Raw genomic sequence first — 16,263 nt, forward strand, 5'->3', positions numbered from 1 at the left:
AGAAAACTGAAGGAACCTCCATTGAATCGAACTAATATTTTTTTTGGTGAATCGCATTCTGACTGGTTGCCTGTCAGAGGCGGAGAATCTGGTGATTTTGTTTTTCGACGTGGTGACGGGCATGCCTTCGCGAAAATCGCACCTGCTTCCCGCCGCGGTGAGCTCGCTGGAGAGCGTGACCGCCTCATTTGGCTCAAAGGTCGAGGTGTGGCTTGCCCCGAGGTGATCAACTGGCAGGAGGAACAGGAGGGTGCATGCTTGGTGATAACGGCAATTCCGGGAGTACCGGCGGCTGATCTGTCTGGAGCGGATTTGCTCAAAGCGTGGCCGTCAATGGGGCAGCAACTTGGCGCTGTTCACAGCCTATCGGTTGATCAATGTCCGTTTGAGCGCAGGCTGTCGCGAATGTTCGGACGCGCCGTTGATGTGGTGTCCCGCAATGCCGTCAATCCCGACTTCTTACCGGACGAGGACAAGAGTACGCCGCAGCTCGATCTTTTGGCTCGTGTCGAACGAGAGCTACCGGTGCGGCTCGACCAAGAGCGCACCGATATGGTTGTTTGCCATGGTGATCCCTGCATGCCGAACTTCATGGTGGACCCTAAAACTCTTCAATGCACGGGTCTGATCGACCTTGGGCGGCTCGGAACAGCAGATCGCTATGCCGATTTGGCACTCATGATTGCTAACGCCGAAGAGAACTGGGCAGCGCCAGATGAAGCAGAGCGCGCCTTCGCTGTCCTATTCAATGTATTGGGGATCGAAGCCCCCGACCGCGAACGCCTTGCCTTCTATCTGCGATTGGACCCTCTGACTTGGGGTTGATGTTCATGCCGCCTGTTTTTCCTGCTCATTGGCACGTTTCGCAACCTGTTCTCATTGCGGACACCTTTTCCAGCCTCGTTTGGAAAGTTTCATTGCCAGACGGGACTCCTGCAATCGTCAAGGGATTGAAACCTATAGAAGACATTGCTGATGAACTGCGCGGGGCCGACTATCTGGTATGGCGCAATGGGAGGGGAGCAGTCCGGTTGCTCGGTCGTGAGAACAATCTGATGTTGCTCGAATATGCCGGGGAGCGAATGCTCTCTCACATCGTTGCCGAGCACGGCGACTACCAGGCGACCGAAATTGCAGCGGAACTAATGGCGAAGCTGTATGCCGCATCTGAGGAACCCCTGCCTTCTGCCCTTCTCCCGATCCGGGATCGCTTTGCAGCTTTGTTTCAGCGGGCGCGCGATGATCAAAACGCAGGTTGTCAAACTGACTACGTCCACGCGGCGATTATAGCCGATCAAATGATGAGCAATGCCTCGGAACTGCGTGGGCTACATGGCGATCTGCATCATGAAAACATCATGTTCTCCAGTCGCGGCTGGCTGGTGATAGATCCCGTCGGTCTGGTCGGTGAAGTGGGCTTTGGCGCCGCCAATATGTTCTACGATCCGGCTGACAGAGACGACCTTTGTCTCGATCCTAGACGCATTGCACAGATGGCGGACGCATTCTCTCGTGCGCTGGACGTCGATCCGCGTCGCCTGCTCGACCAGGCGTACGCTTATGGGTGCCTTTCCGCAGCTTGGAACGCGGATGGAGAAGAGGAGCAACGCGATCTAGCTATCGCGGCCGCGATCAAGCAGGTGCGACAGACGTCATACTAGATATCAAGCGACTTCTCCTATCCCCTGGGAACACATCAATCTTACCGGAGAATATCGTTGGCCAAAGCCTTAGCGTAGGATTTCGCCCTCTCCCGCAAACGACCCCTTAAGGTCGCCACTGATGATTAAAAAAGAAAAACCAACTTGAAGTTGGTTTTTTTGGCACTGTTGCAAATAGAGATTTGAGTCGATGATGTTCCCTTTAAAAAGTACTTAGAGACCGAAAACCCTGTTGATTAGACACACTTCACCCTGAGGCTGACCATAATAAAATGACGATGCTTGTCCTTTACGTAGTGCACGCATGACTTCAATACCTTTAATTGTGGCATAAGCCGTCTTCATAGATTTGAATCCTAATGTGGCCCTGATGATCCGCTTTAGCTTGCCATGATCACATTCAATCACGTTATTTTTATACTTAATCTGCCTGTGCTCAAGGTCTGGTGGACATTTACCTTCCCGTTTTAACCGTGATAAAGCACGTCCATATGTGGGTGCTTTATCCGTGTTGATCACTTGTGGAATTTGCCACTTCTTCACATTATTTAAAATTTTTCCAAGAAAACAATATGCTGATTTGGTATTACGTCTAGAAGAAAGATAAAAATCAATGGTATCGCCACGTTGATCGACTGCACGATACAGATAAGACCATCGTCCATTCACTTTTACATAGGTTTCATCAATATGCCACGAGCTCAGATCTGTAGGATTACGCCAATACCAGCGTAAACGTTTTTCTATTTCAGGAGCATAACGTTGAACCCAACGGTAAATAGTCGTGTGATCAACATTCACACCCCGTTCGGCCAGCATTTCCTGCAGTTCACGATAGCTAATGCCATATTTACAATACCAGCGCACAGCCCAAAGAATGATTTCGCCCTGAAAATGCCGACCATGGAAAGGATTCATATGCTGCACCTTTAGCTAAAACAGTCTTCAGCTTACCATTCGTGGTTATTTGCAACAGTGCCGCTGACGCACACCATCGCCCACCGGGTGGGTCGCTATCTGGAACGGCAAGGCCTGCTGGAACGGGATGTCGAAAACAGCTATCTGGCCTCGGATGCGGTGGATGACGACCCGATGACACCCCTGCTGGGGCACTCGATCACTTACCGTATCGCTGTCGGTTCACAGGCGGGGCGAAAGGTGTTCACTTTGCAAACTCTGCCGACCAGTGGTGATCCGTTCGGTGACGGGATTGGCAAGGTAGCCGGGTCCAGCCTGCACGCCGGCGTGGCGGCCAGGGCCGATGAACGCAAGAAGCTCGAACGGCTGTGCCGGTACATCAGCCGCCCGGCGGTATCCGAGAAGCGGCTGTCGTTAACACGAGGCGGCAACGTGCGCTACCAGCTCAAGACGCCGTACCGGGACGGCACCACGCACGTCATTTTCGAACCATTGGATTTCATTGCAAGGCTGGCCGCCCTGGTACCGAAGCCCAGAGTCAACCTAACCCGCTTCCACGGGGTGTTCGCACCCAACAGTCGGCACCGGGCGTTGGTCACGCCGGCAAAACGGGGCAGGGGCAACAAGGTCAGGGTGGCTGATGAACCGGCAACACCAGCACAACGGCGAGCGTCGATGACATGGGCGCAACGGCTCAAGCGTGTTTTCAATATCGACATCGAGACCTGCAGCGGCTGCGGCGGCGCCATGAAAGTCATCGCCTGCATTGAAGACCCTATAGTGATCAAGCAGATCCTTGATCACCTGAAGCACAAAGCCGAAACCAGCGGGACCAGGGCGTTACCCGAAAGCCGGGCGCCACCGGCTGAGCTGCTCCTGGGTCTGTTTGACTGACGAGCCTGAAGGCCAACGATACCAATCAAAATGCTGCGTTCACAGCGCCGCGGCAGGGATCCGCCGTGCTGGTTGTCGGAAAAGGAGCCGCTAGTGGGAAAGAGGAGGGTAAATTTTCAGCGTTGCTGGCTCCCCGTCAGCCGGATTGGGTTGCATCGCAGGGGTGTCGAAAGAGTCAACTGCGGTCCAAAGCTGTTGGACTTGGGTGAAAAGGGCGTTTATTCTTCCTATACGTTGTCGGCAGCGGGCCAAAAAGGAATACGTCCATGCCCATCGAGGTGAAACCGGCTGTGAGCGCGGGTTCAAGCATATAGCCCGACAGGCGCGTATCCTTGCCGATCACGACACGATGGCGGTGGTCACCGCGACGAAAGACACGGCCAGCCGCCATGCCGACGCGCAAGGCGGTTTCCGCCGTCATCGCGCCTTCGTTGGCTTTGCCACGAATACCGTCTGTGCCGAAATATTTGCGCACCATAAGGTCGATTATCCTGTCGTCGGGTCGCCCTCAAAGGGGACATGCCTGCTGAACCGCGAATATAGAGAAATATCCCGAATGTGCAGTTAACGAATTCTTGCGGTTTCTTTCAGCGCCGCCAATACCGCCAGCCCGTCGCGCAAGGGGCGCGGCTCGTGTGTGCGGATGAAGTCAGCTCCACCTGCGGCGGCGGCAAGCTCTGCAGCGAGTGTCGCGGCCCCGACATCCCCCGGACCACGGCCTGTGAGCGCGCGCAGAAAGGATTTGCGCGAAACAGACAGAAGCACCGGCAAATCGAAGCGCAGCCGCAATTCATCGAACCGCGCCAGCACCGAGAGCGAGGTTTCGGGAGCAGCCCCCAGAAAAAACCCCATGCCGGGATCAAGGACAAGGCGGTTGCGTTTGATACCGGCACCCGTCAGCGCCGCGATGCGCGCGTCAAAGAACGCCGCAATGTGATCCATGATGTCGCCAGCGGGTGCCTCGCGCCGATCTGCCTGCCCGTCTTGCACCGAATGCATAACGACGAGTTTGGCAGATGATTTCGCCAATTGCGGATAGAACGCAGCGTCTGGAAAACCGCGAATATCATTGAGATAGGCCACACCACGCGACAAGGCATAGGCTTGCGTCGCGGGTTGATAACTGTCGAGCGAGACGGGAATGCCATCTGCCTTGAGCGCGTCCAGCACCGGCGCGATACGCGCGATTTCTGTGTCGGACGAAACAGGCGCGGCGTCGGGATTGCTGGATGCCGGACCGAGGTCGATCACATCTGCCCCCTCGGCCATCAGCTTACGCGCCTGCGCAATGGCTGCGTCTGGCGCCAGATACCGGCCTCCATCGGAGAAACTGTCCGAGGTTATGTTGACGATGCCGAAAATGATGAGCGATTTATTCATGGGGGCTTCTATAATAATCTCTGTACACGACAAAAATAGATAACTCATTGAAATAATGTCACAATAATTGTTTTCTAACGACGAATACTATGACACATCTCAATGAGTTATATCTTATCTTAAACAAATCTCTAAAATGGAACAAGTCACATTTAAAGTGCTTTGCGCTCATCATGCTTGTGATTATTTTAAAGCAAACATGTAATCTTTCTTCTGCATCTAAAGCCTTGCCCATCAAGTGTTTACCACAATCATTTTATCGACGTATGCAGCGCTTCTTTGCAGGTCAGTATTTTGATTATCGTCAAATTTCTCAGTTGATTTTCAATATGTTTTCATTCGACCAAGTGCAACTGACTTTAGATAGAACCAATTGGAAATGGGGAAAACGAAATATTAATATCCTGATGCTCGCAATCGTTTATCGTGGAATAGCGATACCTATCCTTTGGACATTGCTTAATAAACGTGGAAATTCAGATACGAAAGAGCGTATTGCTTTGATTCAACGCTTTATAGCCATTTTTGGTAAAGACCGTATTGTGAATGTGTTCGCAGACAGAGAGTTTATCGGTGAGCAGTGGTTTACATGGTTAATTGAACAAGACATCAACTTCTGCATTCGTGTTAAAAAAACTTCATTGTCACCAATCATTTAGGAAAGAATCATAAAATTAGTGATTTATTTCGCCATCTTAAAGTTGGTCAAATTGAATGTCGTAAACGACGGATTTTGGTTGGTCGGGTGAAACTATATATAAGTGCACTACAGTTAGAAAATGGAGAGCTTTTACTCGTCGTTTCTCCTCAGTTTAATGCCAATGCTATTCAGGATTATGCATTACGCTGGGAAATTGAAACCTTATTCAGTTGTCTCAAAGGACGCGGGTTTAATCTTGAAAATACGCGCTTGACAGACCCTAGACGAGTGAAAAAATTGATTGCGGTGTTAGCTATAAGCTTCTGTTGGTGTTACTTAACGGGTGAATGGCAACATAATCAAAAAAAAGCGATAAAAATAAAGAAGCATGGACGACTCTCAATGAGTTTATTTCGCTATGGTTTAGACTATGTTCAAATGGCGATTCAGCGTTTAATTGGTTTTGGGAAAAAAGAAGAGTTTAAGGAAATTTTGGCAATTTTAAGAAAGCAGAATCCTGATAGGATAAGGGTTCTGTGAAATTTGTCGTGTACAGAGAACCTTTTTAGTTATCGGGGCTTTTGCTGGTTTTGCAGCGGGGCTGTTTGGTGTCGGTGGTGGTACGATTATTGTGCCACTGCTTTTTATTGTCTTTACCCAAATGGGCTATGACCCCGATGTGGTTATGCACCTCGCATTAGGCACATCTTTGGCAACCATTGTTGTGACCTCGATTAGCTCATTGATGGCGCATCATAAAAATGGTGCTGTGATTTGGCCTGTTTTTAAAAATCTAGCGCCACCTATGGCGATAGGTTGCTTTTTTGGGGCGGGTATCGCTGGTTTGATATCAGGATTACATCTACAAATCATTGTTGGCTTATTCCTGATTTGGGTTGCATATACCATGTTTACAGGTGCCAAAAAAGCAATTGACCCAACGAAAACATTACCCTCATCAGGTCAACAAGTTGCCGCAGGTAGTGTCATAGGGATTGCATCAGCAATCTTTGGTATTGGTGGTGGAAGTCTGACGGTTCCATACCTGAATCGTTATGGTGTAGTCATGCAGAAGGCTGTTGGAACATCTGCGGCGTGTGGACTCCCTATTGCAGTTGCTGGTGCATTAGGTTTTATGATTTTTGGTATGAATGCTGAAATCAATGTGCCAAATACCATCGGTTATGTTCATATTTATGCCTTCATAGGCATCAGTATCATGAGTTTCATTACGGCTAAGTTTGGTGCGAAGGCAGCACATGCTTTATCGCCAGCAATGTTAAAGAAATGCTTTGCAGTTTTACTGGTTATTGTAGGAAGCTTCTTCCTTGTGAAAGGATTAATTTAATATCACAAGCAAAAACCAAATAATGCTTAAAAGCCCACTGTATGTGGGCTTTTAAGCCTAAATTTTAATATATCCTTACATGGATTTTGAGTTTCTCCCCAAATGATCGAACTAAAACATTTAAAAATGCTGTTTGCTCTAAGAGAGCATGGCTCTTTAGTCGCAGCAGCGAGTGATCTCTGTATTACACCTTCAGCAGTATCTCATCAGCTACGTGAACTTGATCAGTGGATGGGAGTTGAAGTCGTCAACCGTAAGACGAGACCCATTACTTTTTCTAATATTGGGCTTAGACTACTACAGCTAGCAGATGAGATTTTACCTCAAGTTCAAATTGCACAAAGCGATATTACGCGAATTATTCATGGACAAACTGGTCGAATCACTTTTTCATCAGAATGCCATAGTTGTTTCGATTGGCTCATGCCACTATTGAATCAGTATCGTATCCAATATCCAGATGTCGATTTAGACTTCGCATCAGGATTTGAAGCGAATCCACATGAGTTATTGCAAAATGGGGAATTTGACTTACTGATTACAGCAGATCCAATCACTTTAAAAGGTGTTGAATATTTTCCGGTATTTGAGTATGAGTCTCGTCTTGTATTATCGACAACACATCCATTGGTGCGTGCAGAGCACATTACTGTTCAAGAGTTAGCGGAAGAAACGCTGATTACATATCCAGTGGATAAACATCGTCTGGATATTATGTCAAAGCTATTTATTCCTGCAAATATTCAACCCAAAAATATTCGAACCACAGACTTGACACAAATGCTGATTCAGCTTGTGGCGAGCGGACGTGGTATTGCAGCGCTACCTGATTGGGTAGTGAATGAATATGAAATGAAAGGCTGGGTCACTTCCCGACGTCTCGAATGTGTCTCACCAGAAGGTTTACGTCGTACCTTATATGCTGGTTTTAGAACGGATGAAAAAGACAAAGATTACTTTGATGGTTTCTTAAAGCAGCTTGAGCGATTCTCAAAGAAAAGAATCTCTTACTACAGTTAGTTCTCTGAGTCTTTATCATTGCATTATCCTAGGGGGGATTTAGACAATAATAGTTTTATGATTCAATGCACTAAATCAAATTTGGGTTCACATTGGGTAAAAAATAATTGCCACATTTTTTGCCACACTTTTTTTAAATCCTATCAAAAACTATCAAATGAAATTATATAAATGATTGAAAATACAAACAATTATATTTGATAGATTTTGATAGAGTTAAGCTTTAGCGGGTTCAACTCCCGCCATATTTTAAAGTGTAGAGAACAAAACTTTTTAGTTCGGTTTACTATCTATACATTCTAGTTGACTTGTCTGTTAAATATTCACGATTGAAAATAATATTTTTCACATCGTCAGAAAGAATATGATTTTCAATTTTCTGCATAGCATCCCTTAAGTCTTTCGCATCAATCTGTGTGTAATCAGCTGTAATATCTGAGTCATCTTGATAAGAATGATTGATCAAAGCCTTAACGGTATACATCCCAATACCACAACGGTTTGCAATAGACGTAAATGTGCGTCTTAAATCATGAAAGGTAAATGCTATTCCTGTAGTTTCGGTAATCTTATGACGAACATGCCTGCGATCTTTGATATGGTTTTGATTATTCGTTGCTGGGAAGACATACTTAGAGCCGTTCGAATATTTATTTCGTTGTTTAAAGATATGCAGTAGTGTTTCACCTAAAGGTAAGAGTAGGTCTTCTCCATTTTTGGGATTAATAATTTTTAAGGTCCCGTACTTTAAGTCAATATTAGCCCATGCAAGTTGCTCAACTTCAGTGCGCCTAAGACCAGTGAGTACAAATGTTAGAAGGAAGTCTTGATTCAAATACCCATATTCATTCGCTTTTTCATTTCCTCGCCATTGGGTTTGAACGATCGCTGATACCCAATCTGCTTGTTGTTCACTGTTGATATAATTTTTTCTAGGTTTTAATTTGTTAAAAAGGTCATTCTGATAAAGAATCTGAACTGGACTAAATTCTGTGATAAGTGGTTGGTTATTATTAGTCAGTCTTTTTCGGTGGTAGTTATAAATTGCAGAAAATAGCTTAAGGGTAATATTGGCATGAGACTTATTGGTTTGCGATATTTCAGCATGCTTACCAACCACCATTTGCATAGTTATCTCTGTAATTTTTAAATGGTGCCAATCTTTTAAGTACAGATTCATATCTCGATCATATATAGCAACTGTATTAGGCTTTAACTCTGATTTGGCTTCGATATAGTGCCTATACGCATCTATTACAGTCGGAATTTTTTGATGGTTTATACGTTCCTGAGAAGCTTTTTGACGTAGCTGTTCTTTTTTTTCATTAGGGTTTATGCCTTGGGACATCTCTAGAAGATACTCGGTCGCTTTTTGCCTTGCTGTTTCCGGTGTATAAAGACCATGGTCACCAATAGTCACACGACAGGGGGAACCATTTGGCATCTTCTTTTCCACAGTATAGACAAGAGAATGACGAGTTGCTCTGATGGCAAAGCCAACAAGTTTGTTATCTCGATAAAAGATTTGTTTCCCATTCGTGATATCAAAGCAATATTGTTTTGACTGTTTTAGTGTTTCATCCACATGTGGGTCGTTCAATTCTTTAATCAGATTTTTAACGAACGATAGGGTAATGAGAACTTTTTTGTTTGACACTTTTTCATTTCCTAACAGCACCAGCTGCATAAGTGATTAGATCTTTGGTATACATGGAGTATACAAAGCGCTAGAAAATGAAAATTGATTTGGTGGGGATTTTTGAAATTTTGTTCGTGGTTGTTATAAAACAATCACTTAAAAGCACTCCGAAGATGCCGCTGCATGTCGTTACCCTGAACCCGATGAGTTCAAGGTGGATGTGACGCATACTTGCTGGGTTACCTACACGAAGGAAGGCATACACTCTAAATATACAGAACACATCCGTAGGTGTTAGTATCGGCAGGGGAATAGACCCGCTGGCAAACATCCCAGAGATAAGTTAAGTATACTCAATCCAGATCAATTGGCAAATGAGAACAAAAATTATATTGATGAATTAGGATGATTTAAGCATCAATTGCACAAAGAAAAAGCGGTTTTATACAGTTTTTTCAACATCTTCCAAAATTACTTCCAATAATCGTTCACACTGCGCATATTCTTGTAAGGATTTATTCATGGTTAAAACCTCTTGCATCAGTTCTAACGCCACCATAATCACGAGTTTATTATGTTCAACGTTCGGTGCTTTACGGCGAAATTCTTGAAATTTTTCATTTAATAAATCGCCAGCACGCTCTAAATCCGCTTTCTTTTCTTGTGTCGTAGACAGACGGAATGATTGCTCAATTAAACGTAATTCTACAGTCACTAAATCTGACATTAAGATACTTCCTCATTTATTTCTGTAGGATGTGCCAATTGTTGAATTTCTTGCGCATGCTGATCCTGCTCAGTTCCTAATATCGCTAAACGCTCAATAATCGCTTCAACTTTCATTTTTGCATGCTCATTTTTTTGAATGAGTCGAGCACGTTCGCTGTTCAGGTCTTGAATTTTTTGATTAGCTTCAAGTTGCTCAGCAAGCATTTTCTCTTTGATGAGGCGTAAATCATTGCGTTCAGCTAAAATTTCCTGAAAACGATTTTTAAGATCAGTACAGCTTTTTTCCAGACGGCTATATCGCTCTGCAAGCGAGGAGGCATCTGTATTCAATTTATTAAATTGCGTTTTGAGCTCAGTATGCTGATGATTCAACTTTTCAAAGTCATCATGCTTTTGTGTGATGATATTGTCTTTCAACGTGATTTGAGCATGAAGTTGTTCTTCGCTACTGTTTTTTTGCTGTAGCAAAGTGTCGTGATTTCCCTCAACTTCTTTCAAGTGAGTTTTAAGTGTGTTGATTTGCGCCTGTAGACGCTGTAATTGTTCTAACATAACGAGGTCGCGTAGTTTGGCAATCAAAGGTAATATATACAGAAGTATAGAGATTGGATAAACGAATGCAAGACGATATTTCAGGTTGGAACGATTGGAGTCAAAATTTTGGCTCCATTGAAGAGATTTCAAGCCCAAGTGAGTTACATGGTTTGCTAACAGGTATTGTTTGTGTAACACAAGCACCTACGCATGATGAATGGTTACAAATCTTAGCGACATTAACTGTCCCTCAGCTTGAGACAGAAGCACTCGATTTATTGATTGAAGAGACAGATGACGTATTTCATGCACTGTCAGAAGATGAACTTGATTATCTGCCGATGCTTCCAGATGATGAACATCCACTTTCTGAGCGTGTACAAGCCTTGGCAGACTGGTGTACTGGCGTGGTGCTCGGTTTTGGCTTAGCATCTGGTCATATTCGTTCAGATGAAGCGGAATTGATTCAACATTTGCAAGATATCGCAGCTGTAGAGTTTGATGACACAGACAATGACGAAGAAGGTGAGATAAGCTACCAAGAGTTATACGAGTTTGTTCGTTTAATTCCAGTCAGCCTTTCAATGGGGCGTCCGAAAATTAGTGTGTCTGACAGTACTTTACTTCAGCATGTTAAAAATAAAAAAGTTGCTTCAAACGAATCGACAGTTGTAGAGATGTTTACACCTGACCGCCCAAGTTAATTTAAATTATGTTTGCTTGATGTTTGCACTTCGGTGTAAACATCAATATGAACTAAGTAATACCATCCATTTATTCATATCAATATAAGCCGTATACATCATGAAATTGACTCAAGCTGATTTTCAGAAACGTCGTGACCGTTTAGCAGAACAGATCGGTCCAAATAGTATTGTGATTATTGAAACAAGCCCTGTGGCTATGCGTAATCGTGATGCCGATTATAAATACAGAGCGGACAGTAGTTTTTATTATTTAACGGGCTTTGCAGAACCTGAAGCAGTAGCAGTGATTGAAACCTTTGGTTCAGATGAAGCCTATAGCTATAGTCTATTCTGTCGTGAACGCGATCGTGATATGGAGATTTGGCATGGCTATCGAGCAGGTGTTGATGGCGCGGTGGATGATTTTGAAGCCGATGAAGCCTATGCAATAGATCTGCTTGATGAAGAAATTCTTGAAAAACTATTGGATAAAGAAAAATTATTTTATCGAATTGGGCATCGTGCAGAGTTTGATGCACGTGTTGCAAAGTGGATTGTGGACGCAAATGGGGAATCTCGAAAAGGGACTTCAGCACCAGCGCAACTTATCCAGTTAGACCGTATCCTTGACGAAATGCGTTTGCACAAAGACGATAAAGAAATACAGTTGATGCAAATTGCTTCTGATATCAGTGCTCAAGCACATACGCAGGCAATGAAAGCGGTTCAACCTGGCATGATGGAATATGCTTTAGAAGCTGAGCTCAATTATGTTTTTGGTAAGAATGGTTGTGTGCCGTCTTATAACAGCATTGTTGGTGGTGGAGAAAATGGTTGTATTTTACATTATGTGGAAAACAATAAAGTACTCAATGATGGTGATTTAGTGCTCATAGATGCGGCCTGTGAATATGAATTTTATGCATCAGACATCACCCGTACATTTCCAGTAAATGGTCAATTTAGTGCTGAGCAAAAAGCGCTTTACCAAATTGTATTGAATGCACAAATTGCAGCGATTGATGCAGTTCGTATCGGCAATTCTTATAAAGAACCGCATTATGTTGCGCTACGTATTTTGGTTCAAGGCTTACTGGATCTTGGCATCATGCAAGGTGAGCTAGAGCAGATTATTGAAACAGAGTCCTTCCGACAATTCTATATGCATGGTACAGGGCATTGGCTTGGTATGGATGTTCATGATGTCGGTTCATATAAGCAAAATGGTGAATGGCGTACTTATGAAGAAGGCATGGTGGTAACTGTTGAACCGGGTCTTTATATCGCACCAGATGATGAAACTGTAGATCCGAAGTGGCGTGGTATAGGTATTCGAATTGAAGATGATATTGTCGCAACTAAAGAAGGCCCATTGGTTCTGACCAAAAATGTGGTGAAAAGCATTGAAGATATTGAAGCGTTAATGGTCAGTTAAACAATATTTTGTGTTAAAAAGCCGATCATAAGATCGGTTTTTTAATGAATTAAAAAACAACATTTTTTGGCTAGGATCAATATTTAATTCATTGATAAAAAAGATAAATAATTTTTAGGATTCTTTCATTTAGTATTCCCTCATCCTAACCTTCTCCCAAAGGGAGAAGGTATTTTTTACTATTACGAATCAATGATCATTGTTTGATTTGTGAAAGGTTTGATTTGTGAAAAAGATTAAATTTATTGCCGCAAAATCATCGTTTTTGATGTATTCAAGAGATCAAGTAAGAGTAACTTAATAATAAATACTTAAGATTTAATTCCACGTAAATTAACAAATAAATTGATGAATTAACTCTTTTTTTATAGATAATTAATCTAATTTGGTGCTTCATTCATACTTTTCTTCATTCATTTATTAGAAAAAATATATAAAAACAACAAATCGAATACAGCATTAACTGTTAATTTTCACATAATCTGAGTGCGAGAAAGAATTAAATACAAACTCTTTTTTCTAACAATAAATTTTAACAAACTCAAGGTAGAAGAATATGTATGAAGAAAAACTGGTTGTTCAAAGTCAAATCTCATGGCGCAGTATTTTCGCTGGTGTAATCGCGGTACTCGCTATCTCTATATTGCTTTCTTTGCTCGGTGTCGCTTTAGGTTTTGCATTGTTAGATCCTGAGTCTGCAACTGATATTGGTAATGGATCAGGCACAGCCGTAACAATATGGACCATTATCTCATTACTGGTGAGTATGGCTGTAGGTGGTTTTATTGCCGGTAAACTTGCTGGAAATGACGGACTTATACACGGATTTTTGGTTTGGGCACTGGCACTATTGTTCGGTATTTGGTTTGGTGCTATGACCATTAACAACGCTGCTCGTTTAACGGGTAGTGCAATTAGTTCTGTCACTTCTGCTGCTGGTAGTGTTGCAACTGGTATTGGCAAAAGTGGTATTAATTTAGCAAGTTTAGGTACTCAAGCATTTGAGGAACTCGTTCCGCTTCCAGAGCTTAAAAATGGTGATGTTAAACTGAGCGAAGCTTTACAAAAAACGGGTATTGATGAGTTGCAACCTGAATACTTGAAAGCACAAGGTGAGTGGGCAAAAGAGCAAATCAAAACTGCTGCTAAAGAGTTGGTTTTAGACTCGAATAATAGCGATCAGATCATTCAAAAACTTTCAGATACGTTAAAGAATCGCGCTCAGGCCGTGACCAGTTCAATTGATAAAAATGAAGTGAGTCAAGCTTTAGCTAAAAATACATCGTTAACGCCTCAAGAGGCAGATCAAGCAGTGAATAACTATTTGACTCAACAAAACGAATTCTTTAATGGTTTGGAAGCGAATATTCAGAAAGCAAAAGTTCAATATGTTCAATTGAAAGAAGAAACGAAAGAGAAAGCGGCAGCGGCGACAAACGTTGCAGCGAAAGCAGCACTTTGGTCATTCTTTGGTTTACTTATTGGTCTATTGGTGACTATGTTCGCTGGCAAGTTCGGTGTGGATCGTGCTATTCGTAGACGTACAACGATTATCTAAATTAATCTCATTCTTTTCGAACTAATCATTAGAAAGTCGATCCTGATGGATCGGCTTTTTATTTTTGATGATTTTGAATTGGACAAGCTATTTATTCCACGAGTCGTTAATTGCTGCTTAGTTTTAGAAGAGCCATTTTATCAGTACGGTACAGATAAAATCATTTCGGTTTTAGAGTGTCACGATAAAATTCTTTCAAAAGTCATTATTCATACAATAGTCGTTATTCATAAAATACACTCATCATGACTTTTCCCTCATCCTAACCTTCGCCCAAAGGGAGAAAGGATTTTTACCTATCAATTTATGGCCACTCAATAATCATTTTTCGACTTATGAAAGAGATCTAATATTTTTGGGTTTTAGACATCTAACATATTTTAACTGACTAATATTTTTATCTAACTCAAATTTTAAGTCATGAACGCCATGTTCAAATACAACTCAATTCTAAAAATTTATTGCAGCGAATTTAGCTAAAGAAACAAAGCTCAAACGCATGAAGCGCTTTTTCATTATAAAATCAACTCTCTTTCAGGTAATATAAATTTTATCTCGAGTCGGTCATATCTGTTTAAAGCAGGTATACACAACAAGGAATTAAACATGCAGCAAGAAGTGATCATCGTTGGTGGTGGAATGGTTGGCCTAAGTTTGGCGCTTATGCTGAGTAAGGCAAATATTCAAGTGAAATTACTCGAAGCCATTAAATATCCAGATTATGACGATGAAAATCTTGCCGCATATCACTCTACATTTGATGCAAGAAATAGCGCTTTATCACGACGCACTGTGCAAATTTATCAAGAGCTTGGTTTATGGAATGCATTACAAGAACATGCAACGCCTATCTTAGAAGTGAATATTACTGAACAAGGGAGTTTCGGAAAGGCACGTCTGAAAGCGGCGCAAGAGAAAGTCGAGAGTTTTGGGCAAGTGATTGAAAATGCATGGTTAGGCCGAGTGTTGCTTGCAGAAGTTAAAAAACAATCTTTAATTGAATTAATTGATGGTGTGCAAGTCACCTCACTTACTCAAGATGATGATTTTGCATATATTGAAGCTCAACGCGATCAGAAAAATATTGAATTGCAAACCAAGTTGGTTATTGCCGCAGATGGTCGAGATTCTTTTTGTCGTAAAGCACTGGGAATCGGAGCTTCAGAATATGATTATGATCAAGTCGCGATTGTGACCACAGTTCAAACGTCTAAACCACACGAACATGTTGGTTTTGAACGCTTTAGTCATTTAGGACCTTTGGCTTTGTTGCCTCTGCCGGGTGAATATCGCCGTTCTGTGGTTTGGCCAGTAAAAAAAGGCACCGAAGGAGAATGGTTGGGTGAGGAAAATGATCAGCATTTCTTAGATGCCTTGCAAGAAACCTACGGTGATCGTGCTGGTAAGTTTCAAAAGACAGGCAAGCGATTCAGTTTTGCTTTGTCTCAAGTCTTAGCAGAAAAACAAGCGATTGGGCGTGTCGTCTTGATGGGTAATGCAGCACACACGATTCATCCAGTTGCAGGACAAGGTTTTAATTTGTGCATGCGTGATGCGCATGTGCTAGTACGATATTTAAGTGAACAACTTGAAAAAAATGCCGACTTAGGTGAAAAAGCAGTACTACAAGCCTATGAAAAAGCACGTTTAAAAGATCAACAGCGTGTGATTAAATTCTGTGATTCCGTGGTGCGTGGGTTCAGTAACCAAAATCCATTCTTAAAAGTAATTCGCAACACAGGTTTAATGGCATTTGAAAATATTCCAGGTATCAAACCATTAGTGGCCAATTACGCAATGGGATTGAAATCATGACACTGA

At 42.9% G+C, this 16,263-nt stretch carries 15 protein-coding genes, 1 other RNA gene and 1 pseudogene; 10 read left to right on the plus strand and 7 right to left on the minus strand.

What is annotated here, in order from left to right:
* Nucleotides 1-21 precede the first annotated feature (21 nt).
* Together aph(3'')-Ib and V5M36_RS05360 are read left to right on the plus strand one after the other, a co-directional pair.
* Entirely contained in the window at nt 22-825 is an 804-nt protein-coding gene (gene aph(3'')-Ib / locus V5M36_RS05355) for an aminoglycoside O-phosphotransferase APH(3'')-Ib (RefSeq protein WP_001082319.1), read from the plus strand.
* A complete protein-coding gene (locus V5M36_RS05360; RefSeq protein WP_000480968.1) occupies nt 825-1,661 on the plus strand; it encodes an aminoglycoside O-phosphotransferase APH(6)-Id in 837 nt (278 codons plus the stop codon). The genes aph(3'')-Ib and V5M36_RS05360 overlap by 1 nt, the downstream gene beginning before the upstream one ends.
* A 213-nt stretch (nt 1,662-1,874) precedes the next feature.
* Here the strand turns inward: V5M36_RS05360 and V5M36_RS05365 are convergent, their stop codons facing one another.
* On the minus strand, nt 1,875-2,579 hold the full coding sequence (locus V5M36_RS05365) for an IS6-like element IS1006 family transposase (protein ID WP_001067784.1): 705 nt from the start codon (nt 2,577-2,579) through the stop codon (nt 1,875-1,877).
* A 63-nt stretch (nt 2,580-2,642) separates the two neighbouring features.
* Between V5M36_RS05365 and V5M36_RS05370 the strand changes: the two are divergent.
* A pseudogene (locus V5M36_RS05370) lies at nt 2,643-3,473 on the plus strand (IS91-like element ISCR2 family transposase); the annotation flags it as partial.
* Between the two features lie 175 nt (nt 3,474-3,648).
* On the opposite strand, the gene V5M36_RS05375 reads toward V5M36_RS05370, so the two are convergent.
* Both V5M36_RS05375 and sul2 read right to left on the minus strand, forming a co-directional pair.
* Entirely contained in the window at nt 3,649-3,951 is a 303-nt protein-coding gene (locus V5M36_RS05375; RefSeq protein WP_000251875.1) for a phosphoglucosamine mutase, read from the minus strand.
* Nucleotides 3,952-4,037: 86 nt separating this feature from the next.
* Nucleotides 4,038-4,853 carry a sulfonamide-resistant dihydropteroate synthase Sul2 gene (gene sul2 / locus V5M36_RS05380; RefSeq protein WP_001043260.1) on the minus strand — a complete coding sequence of 272 codons (816 nt, stop codon included), beginning with the start codon at nt 4,851-4,853 and terminating at the stop codon, nt 4,038-4,040.
* 89 nt (nt 4,854-4,942) lie between these two features.
* Between sul2 and V5M36_RS05385 the strand changes: the two genes are divergently transcribed.
* From V5M36_RS05385 to V5M36_RS05395, 3 genes are all read left to right on the plus strand, one after another.
* A protein-coding gene (locus tag V5M36_RS05385) for an IS4-like element ISAba1 family transposase (protein ID WP_085940648.1) occupies nt 4,943-6,033 on the plus strand; the annotation gives its coding sequence in 2 pieces (ribosomal slippage) (nt 4,943-5,483 and nt 5,483-6,033; 1,092 coding nt in all).
* Between the two features lies 1 nt (nt 6,034).
* Complete coding sequence (locus tag V5M36_RS05390; protein WP_338564051.1) at nt 6,035-6,841, plus strand: sulfite exporter TauE/SafE family protein; 807 nt, start codon at nt 6,035-6,037, stop codon at nt 6,839-6,841.
* Nucleotides 6,842-6,943: 102 nt separating this feature from the next.
* Entirely contained in the window at nt 6,944-7,861 is a 918-nt protein-coding gene (locus V5M36_RS05395; RefSeq protein WP_163120904.1) for a LysR family transcriptional regulator, read from the plus strand.
* Between the two features lie 286 nt (nt 7,862-8,147).
* On the opposite strand, the gene V5M36_RS05400 is transcribed toward V5M36_RS05395, so the two are convergent.
* From V5M36_RS05400 to V5M36_RS05415, 4 genes are all read right to left on the minus strand, one after another.
* Nucleotides 8,148-9,548 (minus strand): tyrosine-type recombinase/integrase, encoded by a 1,401-nt coding sequence (locus V5M36_RS05400; protein ID WP_253097202.1) that lies wholly within the window; start codon nt 9,546-9,548, stop codon nt 8,148-8,150.
* Nucleotides 9,549-9,660: 112 nt separating this feature from the next.
* Nucleotides 9,661-9,842: non-coding RNA, 6S RNA (gene ssrS / locus V5M36_RS05405), on the minus strand.
* 100 nt (nt 9,843-9,942) lie between these two features.
* Nucleotides 9,943-10,227: a cell division protein ZapA gene (locus V5M36_RS05410; RefSeq protein WP_338562809.1), complete on the minus strand. Its 285-nt coding sequence runs from the start codon at nt 10,225-10,227 to the stop codon at nt 9,943-9,945.
* The gene (locus V5M36_RS05415) at nt 10,227-10,781 is read right to left on the minus strand and encodes a hypothetical protein (RefSeq protein ID WP_338562812.1); all 555 of its coding nucleotides are present in this window, start codon (nt 10,779-10,781) and stop codon (nt 10,227-10,229) included. The genes V5M36_RS05410 and V5M36_RS05415 overlap by 1 nt, the downstream gene beginning before the upstream one ends.
* A 65-nt stretch (nt 10,782-10,846) precedes the next feature.
* Here V5M36_RS05415 and V5M36_RS05420 point away from each other — a divergent pair, with 65 nt between their 5' ends.
* From V5M36_RS05420 to ubiH, 4 genes are all read left to right on the plus strand, one after another.
* Nucleotides 10,847-11,467: a UPF0149 family protein gene (locus V5M36_RS05420; RefSeq protein ID WP_338562814.1), complete on the plus strand. Its 621-nt coding sequence runs from the start codon at nt 10,847-10,849 to the stop codon at nt 11,465-11,467.
* 100 nt (nt 11,468-11,567) lie between these two features.
* Nucleotides 11,568-12,884 carry a Xaa-Pro aminopeptidase gene (gene pepP, locus V5M36_RS05425; RefSeq protein ID WP_338562817.1) on the plus strand — a complete coding sequence of 439 codons (1,317 nt, stop codon included), beginning with the start codon at nt 11,568-11,570 and terminating at the stop codon, nt 12,882-12,884.
* A gap of 556 nt (nt 12,885-13,440) precedes the next feature.
* On the plus strand, nt 13,441-14,442 hold the full coding sequence (locus V5M36_RS05430) for a YrzE family protein (protein WP_338562819.1): 1,002 nt from the start codon (nt 13,441-13,443) through the stop codon (nt 14,440-14,442).
* 606 nt (nt 14,443-15,048) lie between these two features.
* Entirely contained in the window at nt 15,049-16,257 is a 1,209-nt protein-coding gene (gene ubiH / locus V5M36_RS05435) for a 2-octaprenyl-6-methoxyphenyl hydroxylase (RefSeq protein WP_338562821.1), read from the plus strand.
* The last annotated feature ends 6 nt before the right edge of the window (nt 16,258-16,263 follow it).

The sequence above is a fragment of the Acinetobacter sp. KS-LM10 genome, assembly GCF_036896575.1.
Taxonomy (GTDB): domain Bacteria; phylum Pseudomonadota; class Gammaproteobacteria; order Pseudomonadales; family Moraxellaceae; genus Acinetobacter; species Acinetobacter avistercoris.

Coding starts and splice junctions, on each gene's coding strand:
- V5M36_RS05360 (WP_000480968.1), top strand. CDS start 825: ATGTTCATGCCGCCTGTTTTTCCTGCTCATTGGCACGTTTCGCAACCT.
- V5M36_RS05365 (WP_001067784.1), bottom strand. CDS start 2,579: ATGAATCCTTTCCATGGTCGGCATTTTCAGGGCGAAATCATTCTTTGG.
- V5M36_RS05375 (WP_000251875.1), bottom strand. CDS start 3,951: ATGGTGCGCAAATATTTCGGCACAGACGGTATTCGTGGCAAAGCCAAC.
- sul2 (WP_001043260.1), bottom strand. CDS start 4,853: ATGAATAAATCGCTCATCATTTTCGGCATCGTCAACATAACCTCGGAC.
- V5M36_RS05395 (WP_163120904.1), top strand. CDS start 6,944: ATGATCGAACTAAAACATTTAAAAATGCTGTTTGCTCTAAGAGAGCAT.
- V5M36_RS05400 (WP_253097202.1), bottom strand. CDS start 9,548: ATGCAGCTGGTGCTGTTAGGAAATGAAAAAGTGTCAAACAAAAAAGTT.
- V5M36_RS05410 (WP_338562809.1), bottom strand. CDS start 10,227: ATGTCAGATTTAGTGACTGTAGAATTACGTTTAATTGAGCAATCATTC.
- V5M36_RS05415 (WP_338562812.1), bottom strand. CDS start 10,781: ATGTTAGAACAATTACAGCGTCTACAGGCGCAAATCAACACACTTAAA.
- V5M36_RS05420 (WP_338562814.1), top strand. CDS start 10,847: ATGCAAGACGATATTTCAGGTTGGAACGATTGGAGTCAAAATTTTGGC.
- pepP (WP_338562817.1), top strand. CDS start 11,568: ATGAAATTGACTCAAGCTGATTTTCAGAAACGTCGTGACCGTTTAGCA.
- V5M36_RS05430 (WP_338562819.1), top strand. CDS start 13,441: ATGTATGAAGAAAAACTGGTTGTTCAAAGTCAAATCTCATGGCGCAGT.
- ubiH (WP_338562821.1), top strand. CDS start 15,049: ATGCAGCAAGAAGTGATCATCGTTGGTGGTGGAATGGTTGGCCTAAGT.